Origin of the sequence: Hymenobacter sp. DG01 (genome assembly GCF_006352025.1) — a bacterium.
Taxonomy (GTDB): domain Bacteria; phylum Bacteroidota; class Bacteroidia; order Cytophagales; family Hymenobacteraceae; genus Hymenobacter.
Window position 1 is genome coordinate 4,546,001 of sequence record NZ_CP040936.1, and the last position, 15,395, is coordinate 4,561,395.

The 15,395-nt window shown below is 59.7% G+C and carries 10 protein-coding genes; 4 read left to right on the top strand and 6 right to left on the bottom strand.

Annotated features, from left to right (window positions below; translation table 11 throughout):
- Positions 1 to 40: 40 nt before the first annotated feature.
- The 4 genes from FGZ14_RS19445 to FGZ14_RS19460 all read right to left on the bottom strand — a co-directional run bounded on the left by FGZ14_RS19445 (position 41) and on the right by FGZ14_RS19460 (position 7,493).
- On the bottom strand, positions 41 to 3,697 hold the full coding sequence (locus FGZ14_RS19445) for a hybrid sensor histidine kinase/response regulator (RefSeq protein WP_139925813.1): 3,657 nt from the start codon (positions 3,695 to 3,697) through the stop codon (positions 41 to 43).
- Positions 3,698 to 3,888: 191 nt separating this feature from the next.
- Entirely contained in the window at positions 3,889 to 5,928 is a 2,040-nt protein-coding gene (locus FGZ14_RS19450; protein WP_139925814.1) for an OmpA family protein, read from the bottom strand.
- A gap of 71 nt (positions 5,929 to 5,999) precedes the next feature.
- Positions 6,000 to 7,064 carry a tetratricopeptide repeat protein gene (locus tag FGZ14_RS19455; protein WP_139925815.1) on the bottom strand — a complete coding sequence of 355 codons (1,065 nt, stop codon included), beginning with the start codon at positions 7,062 to 7,064 and terminating at the stop codon, positions 6,000 to 6,002.
- 135 nt (positions 7,065 to 7,199) lie between these two features.
- A complete protein-coding gene (locus tag FGZ14_RS19460; RefSeq protein WP_139925816.1) occupies positions 7,200 to 7,493 on the bottom strand; it encodes a hypothetical protein in 294 nt (97 codons plus the stop codon).
- 186 nt (positions 7,494 to 7,679) lie between these two features.
- Between FGZ14_RS19460 and FGZ14_RS19465 the strand changes: the two genes are divergently transcribed.
- Positions 7,680 to 8,102, top strand: coding sequence for a BrxA/BrxB family bacilliredoxin (locus FGZ14_RS19465; RefSeq protein ID WP_139925817.1), 423 nt, complete (start codon positions 7,680 to 7,682; stop codon positions 8,100 to 8,102).
- A gap of 102 nt (positions 8,103 to 8,204) precedes the next feature.
- Here the strand turns inward: FGZ14_RS19465 and FGZ14_RS19470 are convergent, their stop codons facing one another.
- Positions 8,205 to 9,911 (bottom strand): carbamoyltransferase C-terminal domain-containing protein, encoded by a 1,707-nt coding sequence (locus FGZ14_RS19470; RefSeq protein ID WP_139925818.1) that lies wholly within the window; start codon positions 9,909 to 9,911, stop codon positions 8,205 to 8,207.
- Positions 9,912 to 10,084: 173 nt separating this feature from the next.
- The gene (gene recQ / locus FGZ14_RS19475) at positions 10,085 to 12,283 is read right to left on the bottom strand and encodes a DNA helicase RecQ (protein WP_139925819.1); all 2,199 of its coding nucleotides are present in this window, start codon (positions 12,281 to 12,283) and stop codon (positions 10,085 to 10,087) included.
- A gap of 175 nt (positions 12,284 to 12,458) precedes the next feature.
- On the opposite strand from recQ, the gene FGZ14_RS19480 reads away from it, so the two are divergent.
- The 3 genes from FGZ14_RS19480 (at position 12,459) to FGZ14_RS19490 (ending at position 15,353) form a co-directional block, all read left to right on the top strand.
- The gene (locus FGZ14_RS19480; protein WP_139925820.1) at positions 12,459 to 13,436 is read left to right on the top strand and encodes a KpsF/GutQ family sugar-phosphate isomerase; all 978 of its coding nucleotides are present in this window, start codon (positions 12,459 to 12,461) and stop codon (positions 13,434 to 13,436) included.
- Between the two features lie 250 nt (positions 13,437 to 13,686).
- On the top strand, positions 13,687 to 14,814 hold the full coding sequence (locus tag FGZ14_RS19485) for a mannose-1-phosphate guanylyltransferase (protein ID WP_139925821.1): 1,128 nt from the start codon (positions 13,687 to 13,689) through the stop codon (positions 14,812 to 14,814).
- Positions 14,814 to 15,353, top strand: coding sequence for a hypothetical protein (locus tag FGZ14_RS19490; protein ID WP_139925822.1), 540 nt, complete (start codon positions 14,814 to 14,816; stop codon positions 15,351 to 15,353). The genes FGZ14_RS19485 and FGZ14_RS19490 overlap by 1 nt, the downstream gene beginning before the upstream one ends.
- Positions 15,354 to 15,395: the final 42 nt, after the last annotated feature.

Genomic DNA, 15,395 nt, shown 5'->3' on the forward strand with positions numbered 1-15,395 from the left:
ACGTCAAAGGTACAAGTCAACCCGAAAAAAGCCTATAGCCTTAAGCCGGAGTTTGCGGTAGCCGAAGCTGCAGCAGGGGATATAAGCTCATGAGCTGCTGCTGAATAAGCTCAAGCAGCTCCGGCAACTCGGCGGGTAGCTTTCCCATTCGGCCTTCCTGCTCCACCTGTTCCAGCTGCTGCGTGAGCTGCTCCATCCCGAAATACGCTACCTGCCCTTTGAGCTTATGAGCCACGGCTGCCAGCTCGGCCCCGGAAGCGGCGCTCAGCAGCTGGGCCGCCAGCGGAGGCGCCTGCGTCAGAAAAGTCCGAACAATCTGCACTACAAAGCTTTCGTTGCCGCTCGCCAGTTCTTCCAGCAGGCTCCAGTCGGGCTGCGGGGGTAGGGGGGCAAGCGGATGAAGGAAGGGAGAGGCCTCCGCCGGGCCCGGAGCTGCGGAAGGCTGGGGAGCCGCGTCGCGGCCCGTGAAATAGGCCAGGCGGGCATAAAGCACGGCCGGGTCAAAGGGCTTGGCCAGGGTATCGTTCATGCCGGCCTGCAGGGCCAAGGCGCGGTCTTCGGGGAGGGCCGAGGCCGTCAGGCCAATAAGCGGGAAGCGGCCGGCATCCGGGAACAGCTGGCGTAGCTGGCGGGCGGCTTCGTATCCGTCCATTTCCGGCATCTGTACGTCGAGCAGCACCGCGTCAAACGGCTGCTGCCAGGCAGCGGCCACGGCCAGGCGGCCATTGGCAGCAATGGTTACCTGCACGTTCCAGGCTTCCAGGGTTTTGCGGGCCACCAACTGGTTCAGGTCGTTGTCTTCAGCTACCAGCACCCGCAGGGCCGGCTCGAAGGGTGCCAGGGAGGCAGTTGTTTCAGGTCGGACGCTGGCCTCATCGGCGGGCAGGCAGGGAATTTCAAACCAGAAGGTGGAGCCCTCGCCTTCCGTGCTTTCCACCCACATGCGGCCCCCGTGCAGGTGCACCAGGTTCCGGGCGATGCTCAGGCCGAGGCCCGTACCGCCGAACTGCCGGGTAGTGCTGGCGTTGGCCTGGGAGAAGTCCTCGAAAATGGCCTCCAGCTTATCGGCGGCAATGCCGATACCGGTGTCCTGCACGGCAAAGCGGAGGCGGGGCAGCTCTGCATCGGGTACCAGCGCTACGCGCAGGCCAACTTCGCCCTGGGTGGTAAATTTCACGGCGTTGCCGACGAGGTTTACCAGCACCTGATTCAGCCGCACCGAGTCGCCGAAAATGGCGGCCGGAACCTGCGGGCCTACCTCGGTGCGCAACCGCAGGCCCTTGGCTTCCGTGGCAAAGGCAAACATGCGGCCTATCCGCTCAATCAGCTCCGGCAGGCGGAAGGGAGTCTGCTCCAGGGTCAGCTTACCAGCCTCCATCTTCGAGGAGTCCAGAATATCGTTGATGATGACCAGCAGATTCTGCGACGACGACTGAATGGCTTCGAGGTATTCGCCCTGCTCGCCGCTCACGGGCGTGTTGCGCAGCAGATGGGTCAGGCCAATAACCGCATTCATGGGCGTGCGGATTTCGTGGCTCATGTTAGCCAGGAACTGCGCCTTGGCCCGGCGTGAGGCCTCGGCGGCATCCCGGGCCACGCGCAAATCGGCGTTGATCTGCTCTATTTCGGCTTTTTGCTGGCGTAACTCGGCAGTTCGCTCGCGCACAGTGGTTTCCAGCTGCAGTTTCTGGCGGCGCAGCGTCAGCTCCCTACCCCGCACAAATGCCCAAATGCCCGCGCCGGCCGCTACCAGGCTCAGGGCCGCAAACCACCCGGTGCGCCAGAACGGGGTAGCAATACTGAACGAGGTAGTCGCCGGCCCCGACCAGCGGCCCTGTCCGCCCAACCGGGTCCGCACTTCAAACGTGTACTGCCCCGCATCCAGGCGTGGAAACTGGGCTTCCCCCACGGTGGTTGGGCTGCTCCACTGGGCGTGGTGGCCCCGCAGGCGATATTGGTACTGCACGCCCGCCTGCCCCGGCAGCAGACTGATGCCCCGAAACCGGAAGCTAACCCGATGCCGGGTAGCCGACAGCTCGCCTAGCTGCTGGGGTGGGCGCGCGGCCCCATCTACCTCGCTGGCCAGCAGGGTGGGGGTAGGGGTGCTGGTGCCGGGTAGCAGCTCTGGCTCGTCGGTGCGCAGGACCAGTAAGCCGGTGCGGGTCAGCATCCAGAGGCAGTATTCATTCCATGCCACGGTGGCCTGGGGCAGCAGGTCGCGCACGAAGGGGTTTCCGGGCAGGGTAGCCGGCGCGAAATGCCGGCCGGAATCCGCGAAGCTGATGGCATTGCGGTGCACGGCTACCATCTGCTCCCGCCGGGCATCATGTTGGTAGCCGCCGTGGTAGTTGGTGCCCCAGCGCACGGGCAGTAAGGCATAGCAGTAGGGTGAGGCCAGGCCCTGCGGAGTGCTGTAGATCCGGAATTTATTGTTAGCGTAGCAAAGCACTCCCGAGCCTTCCGTACCAATCCAGACGCGGCCGGCATCATCGGTAACCAGTGCCGAAACATCCAGGCCGCCCTTGGGAAAACGGTGGTACCGGAACCGGCCGCGCTGCCATACCGCCAAGCCCGTATCGTGGGTGCCAATCCACACGCGGCCGGCAGTATCGGCCGTGAGGGCATAAATGGTGTTATGAAGCAGGCCGTTGGCCGTGGTGAAGTGCTGAGCCGGCCGGACAGAATCGGCGGGCAAACGGTACACGCCATCCAGCGCGGTGCCTACCCATAAGTCGCCGTTCGGGTGCTGGGTAAGCGCCGTAACGCTGAGGTTGGCCGGTAGCCGCCGAACCCGCCGCATTTTCGCCAAGCGACCTCTCGGGACCGGTACTGCTATCTGCCACAAGCCGTATCCGGCTGTCCCGGCCCATATAACGGAAGGGGGCGTTGTGGGGTGCTGGTTCCTGAATACTGCTAAAGCACGCTCATCGGGCGTGCTCAACATCACGCTAGGAGCATAAGGCAGCAGGTTTTCTGACCATGTTATGGGCGAGGATTGGTCGGTCTGATTTCTTAAACCAACCAACTGACCGTTGACGTTTGCACCAACTGCGCGGCCATTACTGGTAAGCGCCGTGATATTTCCTCCGGCCCGGAAGGGGTAAAACGTCACATGCCGGTCCGACCAGCGCCACAGGCCCTGCCCAGCCGTGCCAATCCAGAGGTTGTGCTCCCGATCCGGCAGTACGCACTGCGGTACAGTACCCGGTGGCAGCAGATGATGCAAGCCAAAAGAAGGCTCAAAACCGGGTGGCTCTACTATGGTGGAAGGAGCTTTCTCATACTCTCTGAATGCCGTGTCGGGCGGCAATATGCCGGTGTGCGGGCGTAAGGGGGCGGTTTTAGCCGCAACTGCCGATACTCGCCGAAACCCATTACCATTCTGGCAGGACACCCCACCCTGGTAGTGGCCCACCCACAGCTGGCCGGTGCGCGGGTGCACGTACAGCCGGGTCACAAAGTCTTCGGCTAGCCCCTGCCGGGTAGTAAACGTCACGAACTCGGTGCCATCAAAGCGCATCAAGCCCTCGGCGGTACCAATCCAGAGGTAGCCGGCGCGGTCCTGGGCCAGGGCGTAGATAAAAGGCTGGGGCAGGCCTTCCGCCGCCCCAAACTGCTTCAGGAATCGTTGGCCCGGCAGCAGCTGCGCCGTGGCAACGTGGGCAAAAAAGAGCAGAAGAAGCAGTACACGGCGCATGTTGTGGGCAAGATACTGCGGGCGGCACCGCCGGACCGACTTCCTCGGCAGATTCCCCAGTTCAGACGTTTAACTGGATTTTTAACCCACAGAGGGCGCTGAACTAAGCCCAGAGGACCGCAGGTCGTTCAACAGACTCTGCATCCTCCGGGCTCAACTCAGCGCCCTCTGGGCTAAAACACATCAGGCCGTTACTTGCCCGTCACCTTGAACTCAGTGCGGCGGTTGAGCTGGCGTCCTACCGCCGTGGTATTCGTCGCTACCGGCTGGGTGTCCCCGTAGCCCAGAGAGGTTAGGCGGCTTTTGTCGATGCCCTTGGCCAGCAGATAATCGACCACGGCCTGGGCCCGGCGCTGCGAGAGGTCCTTGTTGTAGTCGGCCTTGCCCACGTTGTCGGTGTGGCCCGAAATTTCCAGGCGCAGGGCTGGCGTTTCCAGGAGTAGCTTCTGCAGGCGCTCCAGCTCGTTGGTACTTTCCTTACGCAGCGTAGCCTTGCCGGTATCGAAGAAAATGTTGTTGAGCACCACCTTCACGCCCACGTCCAGCTTCTTGAGGGCAATGTTTTTCACTACCTCTGAATACGCGGCTCCGGCCGGCAAATCGAAGTTTTCGGAGTGGAACAGGTAGCCGTCTTTTCGTACCACAATGCCGTAGTTCACGCCCGAAGGCAACGACACCAGGTAGCGCCCCGACTGCGCGTTACTCTGGAAAGAAGCAATAACCTGGTTTAGAGAGTTGTCAATTACATCGATGGTAGCCTCGGTGGGCTGCTTGCTGGCTTCATCGGTTACTACCCCCTTCAGAATGGTTACCTGGGCCGAGGCAATGGCCACCGGCGGGGCCAACAGGGTTTCCTTCACGGGCTGCACGCGCGAAGCCAGCAGCTGGTCTTCCTGGCTGAGCATGGGCGGCTTTTCAGGGCCCAGGAACGTAATCTGATAGATGTCCTTGGAGCCCAGCCCGTCATCCCGGAATGAGGAGTAGTAGCCGTGGCGGCCCGAGGCCGATATCACGAAAAACACGTCGTCGTCGGGGGTATTGATGGGCCAGCCCAGGTTTTCCGGGGCGCTCCACTTGCCGTTCTGGTACACCGACTTAAAAATGTCGTAGCCACCCATGGAGTTGTGCCCCTCCGAGGAGAAGTACATCGTTTTGCCATCGGGGTGCAGAAACACGCCTTCCTCGCCGTACTGGGTGTTGATGACGGACCCCAGATTCACGGCCGGGCCGCGGCCTTCCATTTCAATCCGGTAGATGTCGCGTCCGCCCAGGCCTCCTTCCTTATCGGTCACGAAGTAGAGGCTGCGCCCGTCGGGCGTGTAGGCTGCCGACGACTCGTGGTACTTCGAGTTGATGCGCGAGCCCAGTTTCTGCGGTTTGCGCCACTCCGCGCCCCGTAGGTTGGCCTCGTGCAGGTCGCCGCCATTGTCCTCCAGATACACCAGCAGGCGCTGCCCGTCGGGCGAGAGGCCAACAGTGGCATCGTGCCCCTCGGTGTTTACCGATTCGCCTAGGTTGCGGGCGTCCACCCAGTTGCCCTGGGTGGTGCGGGTGCTGGTATAAATGTCCTCCATGAACCCCCCGGAGTCGGGGTCTTTCTGGCCCCCCGTGGAGCCTGGCCGGCGCGAGGTAAACAGAATCACCGATTCGTCGGCGGTAATAACGGGGCCATACTCAGGGTAGGGCGAGTTCACGCCGGGCCCGGCGTTATCAATAAAAACGCGGCTGGGCTTAGCAGCCAGCTTGCGGCCATTCTCACACTCCCGAATTTTTTTCTGGATGTCCTGGGTCAGACCAGCCGTGTTCTTGGCGCCGCCCGCGGGGGTAGCGCGCTTGTACTCGGCAATGGCCTCGTCCCACTTGGCATTCAGGTGCAGGCCCCGGCCCAGCAGGTAATGGATGCGCGGGTCAACATCGGGGTTTAGCTGGTAGGCCTTCTGCAGATACTCCAGCGCCCGGGGCTTAAAGCCGGAGTTCAGGTAGCAGTCCCCAATTTTGAGGTTGAGCTGGGCGTTGTTGGGGTTAAACTTCTGGGCGGCCAGGTAGTGAGGCAGAGCCTGCTCGTAGCGGGGCGGGTCCAGGTCGTAGAACTCGTCGCCGGTCTTGAGTTCCTTCTGAGCGGTTTTCAGCCCCTCCTTGTCGTTACCGAATCGGTCTTTGCTGAACTCCACGTTCTGGGCAGAAGCGGCCGTAGCGGAGAGTAAGAGGAAGGCTAGTAAATATTTGTGCATGATTGTCGTCACGGCGGTGGTAGCCCGCAGAGGGCACAATGTTTTTCGCGGAGGGCGCAGGGCCGTTAGGGCTACTCAGCTCCGCAGCCGGAGTTGGCGGCGTGGGCATTCCCGATTTCCAGGCCCAGCTCGCCGGCTTTGCGCCAGTCCTGGCAGGCGGCATCGGAGAGGCGCAGCATCTCGCGGGCGTGGCCGCGGTTGAGGTAGGCCTCGGCGTACTGCGGGTTCAGGCCCAGGGCTTTGGTAGCGTCGGCTTCAGCGCGCTTGTAATCTTCCAGCTTGAGGTAGGCGGCGGCACGGTTGTTCCAGGCGAAGGCGTAGCCGGCATCCAGCGCCACAGCCCGGCTGAAATCTTCCACGGCACCCTTGTAATCGCCCTGCTCGTAGCGGGCGCTGCCGCGGTTGGTGTAGGCCAGGGCATTGTCCTGCTTTTTGGCCAGGTAGTCGTTGTAGTCCTGCAGGGCGCCTTTCAGGTCGCCGGCGCGGCGGCGGGTAGCGGCCCGGTTCAGCAGGGCCGGTAGCAGCTCAGGCTGAAGCTTCAGGGCCTGGGTGTAGTCCTGAATGGCAGCGGGCAGGTTGCCCAGCTGGCGGTGGGTACTGGCCCGGTCGTGCCAGGCGTAAGCATAGGCCGGATCAGCCTTAATAGCGGCGTCAAAGTCGGCCTTGGCTCCCTGGTAGTCGGCCTTCTCAAAGCGCAGGGCCCCGCGGTAATACCAGGCGGGCGCGTAATCGGCCTTGAGCTCGGCGGCTTTGCCGTAGTCCTGCTCGGCCTCGGTGGGCTGCCGGAGCGCCTCCCGCGCCTGAGCCCGACCGAAGTAGGAGCCGAACGTACTAGGATCGAGCTTGATGGCCTGATCGTAATCCTGCACGGCTGGCTGGTAGTCTTTCAGCTCGTAGCGCACGGCAGCGCGGTTGTAGTAGGCCTTGGCGAAATCGGGCTTGGCGGCCAGGGCCCGGTCAAAGTCCTGCAGGGCGGCCCGGTAGCTTTTCTGATTGAACTTGGCTACGCCGCTGTTGTAGAGTTTCTCGGCCAGCTGGGCCGGGGGCAGGGTAGTGGCCCGCACCGTATCTACCTGGGCCAGAGCTGCCGGGGCCGTCAGCAGCAAAGCAGCTGGTAAAAGAAGGATCTTTCGCATTGCATACCGCCGGTTTCAAAGGCGCGGGATAAATATAATTTTAATTGCGCAAAGGGCCGTAAATCAAGATGATAAATGAAATTTGATTTAACTATATCAAGATGCAATAGAATATAAGTCAAGCGCAGTTACCCATTATCCGGGAAGTTGGGTTCGAACGATTTCCTCCCATTCGCGGCGCAGAGTACCGCTGAATACCGGCCGGCTGGCGCGGCGGTACCAGTAGGCGGCGTTGCCTGGGTCGCCTTCTTGGCGGTGCAGAAAGGCATGCAGCCAGTTCTGGAGCGGGTCATGCTCGTTGTCCTGGGCAATGTCGTGGGCCTGGTGCCATTCGTCGCGGCCGGCGTGCCAGAGGGCCAGCAGCAGGGGCGAGAGGCCCGCGGGCGGGGTAGGCTGGGTTTGGGAAGCGAGAAATTCGGCGTAGGTCATGGCAATAATGGGCAAGGTTTGGGCAACCGTAGCAATTCTCGGACCAGGGTGGCAGGTAGTAAACTTCCGGACCCGAATTGTGGTTATACAAGCCAACTGCGCCAGTGCGGCGGCAGTTGCGTAATTTTGTTGCGCCGCCGGCTGTTCGCCGCCGGAAAAGTTCACCTTAAAGCCTAGCTTTCACCTATGGCCACGTATCCCGAATACATGGTAGCGCCGATTCGCCAGGACCTCGTAGAGGCCGGTTTCGAGCAGCTGATGACCCCCGAAGAAGTTGATTCCGTGCTCAACGAGCAAAGCGGCACCGTACTGGTAGCCGTAAACTCGGTGTGCGGCTGTGCGGCCGCTAAAGCCCGCCCCGCCCTGAAAATGGCCGTTTCCAGCTCCGATAAGAAGCCGGCCAAACTGGTGACGGTATTTGCCGGCATGGAAACCGAGGCCGTAGCCAAGGCCCGGGAGCACATGCTGCCCTACCCCCCCAGCAGCCCCTGCATCGCCCTGTTCAAAGATGGTGAGCTGGTACACATGATTGAGCGCTACCACATTGAAGGCAACGACCTGATGCGTATCGTCAACAACCTGCAAGGCGCTTTCGAAGAGCATTGCTAGCACGCGACCCGGACTTTAATTCGTACGGAAGTCCGAGCCACAGAAAAAGCCCGCCGAAACCTGAGTTTCGGCGGGCTTTTTTGTGTTTCAATTCGTGGCTTCTTATTTCCGTAGCAGAAATGGCCCCAGCACCAGCGCATCGAGGCCGGAGCGCAGGTAGCAGTCCAAGGCATCGGCCGGCGACTCGACCAGGGGCATGCCGTTGAGGTTAAAGGACGTGTTGAGCAGCACCGGCACGCCGCTACGCCGCTCGAAAGCGAGCAGCAGCTCGTGAAACAGCGGATTGTTCTCGGCGCGCACGCTTTGCAGGCGGCCGGTGCCGTCGTCGTGCGTCACGGCCGGGAGCTGCTGTCGGGCCGGGGCGAGCAGCGGAAATACTTTCTCCATGAAGTAAGCCGTTTCGCCCTCCGGTAGCTCGAAAAACTCGTGCTGGCGCTCCTCGGGTACGGCAGGGGCGAAGGGGCGGAAGGCTTCGCGGTACTTGATGCTGGCATTGACCCGGTTTTTCATGTCGGGTAGGGTAGGGTTGGCCAGGATGCTGCGGTGCCCCAACGCCCGCTGCCCAAACTCCGAAGCTCCCTGAAACCACCCCAGCACCTGCCCGTCGTGGAGCAGAGCGGCCGCAGACTCCGGGAGATTGGCAGGGTGCTCGTAGCGCAGCTTGCGCCGCTGCAATTCGGCTTCCATTTCCGCCTCGGTGTACTCGCGCCCGAAAAAGTTGTGCGTACTGGCCGAAGCTGTCGTGGGTAGCTCAAGTACAAACTGGCGCCCATATAAGGCGCTGCCCACGCTAATGCCCGTATCATCGGGGGTACCCCCGATAAATACTTCTGTGTAAGGCGTGTGGCGCGTGAGCTTACCGTTGAGCACGGAGTTCATCAGCACGCCCCCGCCCAGCACCAGGCGGCGCTGTCCGGTGCGGGCGTGCAGGTTGTGGAGCAGCTCAAATACTACTTCCTCCGTAATGCGCTGCACGGCAGCCACTACATCCAGCTCACGCTGGGTTGGCTCGGCGCCGGGGCGTAGGGGCGGGCCCAGCAGTTCTACCAGCTTGGGCGAATAGTAGTGCGGGGTGAAAAACAGGAAAAACTCGAAGTAGCGCAGGTCCAGCTCGAACTGCAGGCCATTAACCTGAATCAGCGGCCGCAGCAGCTCGTAGTAGGTCTGGGAGTTACCACGGGCGGCCAGGGCCATAATCTTCCACTCATCGCCGTTAGGCCGGAACCCCAGAAACTCAGTAAAGGCCCCGTAAAACAAGCCCAGGGAGTGGGGCGTGCGGTTGGCGGCCAACTCCTGCAGGCCCGCCGGGGTAGCCGTGCCCAGCATTCCGGTGGTGGTTTCCCCAAACCCATCGGCCACAAAAAAATCGGCTTCATCAAACCCGGATTGCAGCAGGGCGTTGGCCAGGTGGGCGCGGTGGTGGTCCACATAGTGCAGGCGCATAGGGGCGCCCTCCAGGCTAGTCAGGGTTTGCCCGATGCTGCTGACGCCACCCTGCAGCGCGGCCAGTTCGTTGAGGGTGAGCTGGGCCAGCTTGCCCCGGTTCTGGAAGGCCTCCGCCAGGGCTTGCTGGGGCTGCAGCAGGTAGGGCGCCGGATTCCAGCCGATAAACACCTCGGCAACATCGGCCAGGGCAATGCCCGCCGCCTCGCAGCAGTAGCGGACAGCCAGGCGCGGAAACGACTTATCCTGCTTTATGCGGCTCAGGCGCTCCTCGGCAATGGCAACCATCACTCGCCCATCGGGCCCCAGCAAACACGCCGAAGAGTGAAAACCGCTGCAGTTAATGCCGAGAATATAGTGTGCCATCAGAAAAGCGAGAAAAATAGGAAACGAGGTGCGCACCCAAAAGTACACGTACACCTGCTGCCAACCACGCTTCGGCCCCTGCCTGGGCAGTAGCCCTACCCCCAGGCGCACCAAAAAGCCCCGCTGTGTAGCGGGGCTTTCCAGGAAATTCAGCCTTTCACGGAATCCGTGATTTAGTTGGCTACCTCGCTCAGGAATTTAATGCGCATCAGGCGCAGGTCTTCCTCGGTGTAGTCGTCGGTGCCGAGCTCCTTGAGGGCCACGGCAATGTTGTCGGTCTGGGCCGACATGAAGTAGTCGTAGATTTCGTCCTGACGGTCCTGGTCCAGCACCCCGTCGATGTAGTAATCGAGGTTGAGCTTGGTGCCGGCGTAGCAGATGTGTTCGATTTCCTCCATCAGCTCCCGCATGTCAATGCCCTTGGAGGAAGCAATTTCCTCCAGGTCCATCTTCTTGTCGATCTGCTGAATGATGTAAATCTTGATTTTCGACTTGTTAACGGCCGATTTCACCACCACATCGGCGGCCGTTACAATGTCGTTTTCGTCCACGTACTTCTGGATCAGGGCCAGGAAGGGCGCGCCAAACTTCTGCGCCTTGCCCTGGCCTACCCCCGACACGTGGGCCAGGTCGTCCATTTTGGTGGGGAAAGTCGTGGCCATTTCCTTCAGACTCGGGTCCTGGAATAGCACGTAGGGGGGCAGATTTTTCTGCTGGGCCACTTTCTTGCGCAGGGCCTTCAGCATGTCGAACAGGGCCTCGTCGTGACCGGCCGCCTGCTGAACTTCTTCTTGTTCCTGTTCTTCTTTCACCTCTTCCTCGTAGTTATGGTCCTTGGTGAGCTTGATTGAATGCGGATTTTCAATGAAGTCGATGCCCTTGGCCGTAATCTTCACCACGCCAAAGTTTTCGATGTCCTTTTCCAGGTAACCACTCAGCAGCACTTGGCGCAAAAGCGAGTGCCAGAACTGAGCGTCGTGCTCTTTGCCCTGGCCGTACACGGGCAGCTTGTCGTGGCCGTAGCTTTCTACGTGCGGGTTGTTCATGCCCATAAGCACGGTGCCAATGTGGTCGAGGCCAAACCGCTCGTCGGTCTGCACCACGGCTTTCAGGGCCATTACTACCTCCTGCTTGGCCTCAAACCGCTCTTTGGGGTGCTTGCAGTTGTCGCAGAAGCCGCAGTCCTTCTCGAAATGCTCGCCGAAGTAGTGCAGCAGCTGCTTGCGCCGGCACACCGCCGAGTCGGCGTAATTGGCCATTTCCTGCAGCAGCAGCTTGGAGTTGTCGCGCTCCGTTACGGGCTTGTCCTTGTTGAACTTCTCCAGCTTCACGATGTCGTCATAGCTGTAGAACATCAGGCAGTCGCCCTCCAGGCCGTCACGGCCGCCGCGGCCGGTTTCCTGGTAGTAGCCTTCAATGCTCTTCGGCGTGTCGTAGTGAATTACGAAGCGCACGTCGGGCTTATCGATGCCCATGCCGAAGGCAATGGTAGCCACAATCACGTCGCACTCCTCGTTCAGGAAGGCGTCTTGGTTAGCCATGCGCACATGCGGGTCGAGGCCGGCGTGGTAGGGTAGGGCCCGCACGTCGTTCACCTTCAGCAGCTCGGCAATTTCTTCTACCTTCTTGCGGCTCAGGCAGTACACAATACCGGCCTGGCCCTTGCGCAGCTTCACGTACTGAATCAGCTGCTTTTTGGTGTTATGCTTGGGGCGTACCTCGTAGTAGAGGTTGGTGCGGTTGAACGAGGTCTTGAACACCGAGGCATCGTCCATCTGCAGGTTTTTCTGGATGTCCTGCTGCACCTTGGGGGTAGCGGTAGCCGTGAGGGCAATAATGGGCACCTGTACGCCTAGCCCGTCAATAATGCTGCGGATTTTGCGGTACTCAGGGCGGAAGTCGTGGCCCCACTCCGAAATACAGTGCGCCTCGTCAATAGCTACGAAGCTGATGGTGGCTTTATTAAGGAACTCGATGGTTTCGTCCTTGGTCAGGCTTTCGGGCGCCACATACAGCAGCTTCACCTCGCCGCTAATCACGTCCTTTTTCACCTTGTTCATCTCTGACTTCGACAACGTCGAGTTCAGAAACTGCGCGTTTACCCCGAAGGCGTTGAGTTGGTCCACCTGATTTTTCATCAGGGCGATAAGGGGCGAAATGACGATGGCCGTGCCCGGCAGGACAAGCGCCGGAAGCTGATAGCACAGGCTTTTGCCCGCGCCGGTAGGCATAATTACGAACGTGTTATTGCCAGCAATAACGTTCTGAATGATGTCTTCCTGTACGCCGCGGAACTGACCGTACCCAAAAACTTCCTTTAACTTGCCTTTCAAATCAGCCTCTTGCTGCACTTGTTGTTTCACGGCTGGCATGGACATCCTCACTTACTCAATTGGGGTGGTAGATTGGATAAACGACACGACGGTGTTGCTAACTCAATCTAGGGATTTTATGGTATTTGGTACTAAGCAGTTAGGGTAAAGAATTCGGGTTTATTCCTGAAAACGCGCTACTGCTGAGCTTCCGATACGCAATACCAAATTTAGATTGAAACCGCAGAACGAACTCAACTTACTTGCAAAAAAAGTGCTTCAGCAGGAAGCGGAAGCCATTCAGGGAGTTGCCGATGCCATAGCACAGACTCCTGATTTTGCACTATGCGTAGAAGCCATACTCTCTTTGCGGGGTAGGGTAGTAGTAACCGGTATTGGTAAGAGCGCCCACATCGCGGGTAAGATGGTGGCCACGTTCAACTCTACGGGTACGCCAGCCCTGTTTATGCATGCCGCCGACGCCATCCACGGCGACCTGGGCATGATTCAGGCCAACGATTTCGTTATTGCCATCAGTAAATCCGGCGATACTCCCGAAATCAAGGTGCTGGTGCCCCTGCTGAAGCGCAAAGGCGTACCGCTGGCGGCCTTGGTCAGCAACGCCGACTCCTACCTTGCCGTGCAGGCCGACTACGTGCTGCATGCCCCCGTGGACCGTGAGGCCTGCCCCCACAACCTGGCTCCTACTACTTCCACTACCGCCGCCCTGGCCCTGGGCGATGCCCTGGCCGTGTGCCTGCTGGAAAGCCGCGAGTTTACCCGCCAGGATTTTGCCCGCCTGCATCCCGGCGGCACGCTGGGCAAGCAGCTCTACCTGAAAGTGGGCGACCTGAGTCGCCAGAACCAGCAGCCCCAGGTAGCCGACTCCGCTCCGCTTAAAGACATTATCCTGGAAATTTCGGGCAAGCGCCTGGGTGCCACCGCCGTGCTCAACGCCGGGGGCGAGCTGGTAGGCATCATCACCGACGGCGACCTGCGCCGCATGCTTACCTCTTTTGAAGGACGACTGGAAACGGTGCGGGCCCGGGACATCCTCACGCCGGCTCCCGTTACGATTGATGTAGAGGATTTTGCGGCGGAAGCATTGGCCCGCATGCAAAGCCGCAACATTACCCAACTGGTAGTAACCCAGGGCGGCCGCTTTGCTGGCTTCATTCACCTGCACGATTTGCTGCGGGAGGGACTGGTGTAGCCGGCTGGGGCAGTCAGACTGGGCTTCGTGGTATGGCGAGGGGTAGTGTGTGATGAAGGGATATAATTAAATAATTTACAGATATTATTATACATAATAAATATTCCGCTATCATTGCCCGAAAGCCCAAATACAGCGCAAGTCAGTTTCTGCGTAGCTACACGCTTTACACGGAGAGTCTGAATTTCCCTATTTTGGCTTTTTGCTGAGTATATTCTTTTCCTAAACACGGGCGTTACGTCCGGCTTCGATGGAACAACATACGTATCTCGTTGTAATGGCTGGTGGCATTGGCAGCCGTTTCTGGCCCTTTAGCCGCACCCATCACCCCAAGCAATTTCATGACGTACTAGGGCTGGGGCGCTCCATGCTTCAGCTCACCGTAGATAGGTTCCGAGGCATTTGTCCGGCTGAAAATGTGTTTGTGGTCACCAACCGCGACTATACCGAGCTGGTACACCAGCATCTGCCGGAACTGCCCTTCGACCAGATTCTGGGCGAGCCCATCGGCCGCAACACCGCGCCCTGCATTGCTTACGCCAGCTACCGCATTGCCCAGCGCGACCCGGAAGCCGTGATTGTGGTAACCCCCGCCGACCACGCTGTAATGCACGAGGAAAACTTCCGGGAGGCCATTCGGACGGCCGTGGATGGCGCCCGTACCCACAATGTGCTCATTACACTGGGCATTCAGCCCTCACGCCCCGATACCGGCTACGGCTACATTCAGTTTATTGATGAGGTAGTGCAGCCGGAACACGTGCAAACTGCCCCCGGCCACGAGGATGGTGTTTTCCCGCAAACGCTGCGCAAGGTGAAGACCTTTACTGAAAAGCCGAATCTGGAGCTGGCCAAGATGTTTGTGGCCAGCGGGGACTTCCTCTGGAACTCGGGCTTGTTCGTGTGGCGGGCCGATGCTATTATCCACGCCTTCCACCAGTATCTCAGTGATATTGCCGAGGTGTTTGATGAAGGCTGGGACGAGCTGGGAACCCCAAAGGAAGAAGATTTTATCTCCCGCGCCTACACCCGCTGCCGCAACATCAGCATCGACTATGGTGTGATGGAAAAGGCCGATAACGTGTATGTGCTACCCGCCGATTTTGGCTGGAGCGACCTGGGCACCTGGGACTCGCTGCACCGCATGGGCCAGCACGACGCCGATGAAAACGTAGTGGACGGCAATGCCCTGCTCTATGACACGAGTGAGTGCGTTATCAAAACGCCGCCCGAGCGCCTCGTGGTAGTTCAAGGCCTCGAGGGCTACATCGTGGCCGAGTACGACAACGTGCTGCTCATCTGCAAGCGGACCGAAGAACAGCGCGTGAAAGAGTTTGTAGCCGATGTGAAGTCGAAGAAGGGGGTAGGGTATAACTAATGAGTATCCAAATTCTGGCCTTTGCTACCCCCCTATGGCTGGCTGTAGGCGCAGCCCCGGCTCAGCAGGTAAAACCTGCGCCCGACGTGTTACGCCGGCCAGGCGAAAGGACCATCCTTTCGTTTGTAACAAGCAGCGGTAAAACGGCTTCCGTTTGCGAAGGCCCGAAAGCGGCTTACCTGGTGTACCGCTTCGGCACCGCTGCCAAAACGGAGTTACAGTATCCGGCCGTACTAGATTCCAGCAGCTGGCGAAAATTTACCTACTGGCCCTATCACCGGCCCGGTGGCGTAGCTAATGCCGGGATGGAAAACTACGAGTTGTCGTTCAAGAATGGAGGGGCGCAATACACGTTGGTTGACCACACCGAGGCCTACCTAATGAAGGGAGGAGAAGAAAATTACCGCCGTACTGTAAGCTTCAACGTGGTGCTGAATGGCAAGGCGTTGGATATTACCGTTCGGCAAGCTTCCGTCAACGGCGACTTATATCTGAACGAAGAGCAGCGTGACCGGGTGAAGCTGCAGTGGGATGAATAATGAGGTGAAGCGTTTGTTTACGAAAAAGGCGTTCCGGTTACA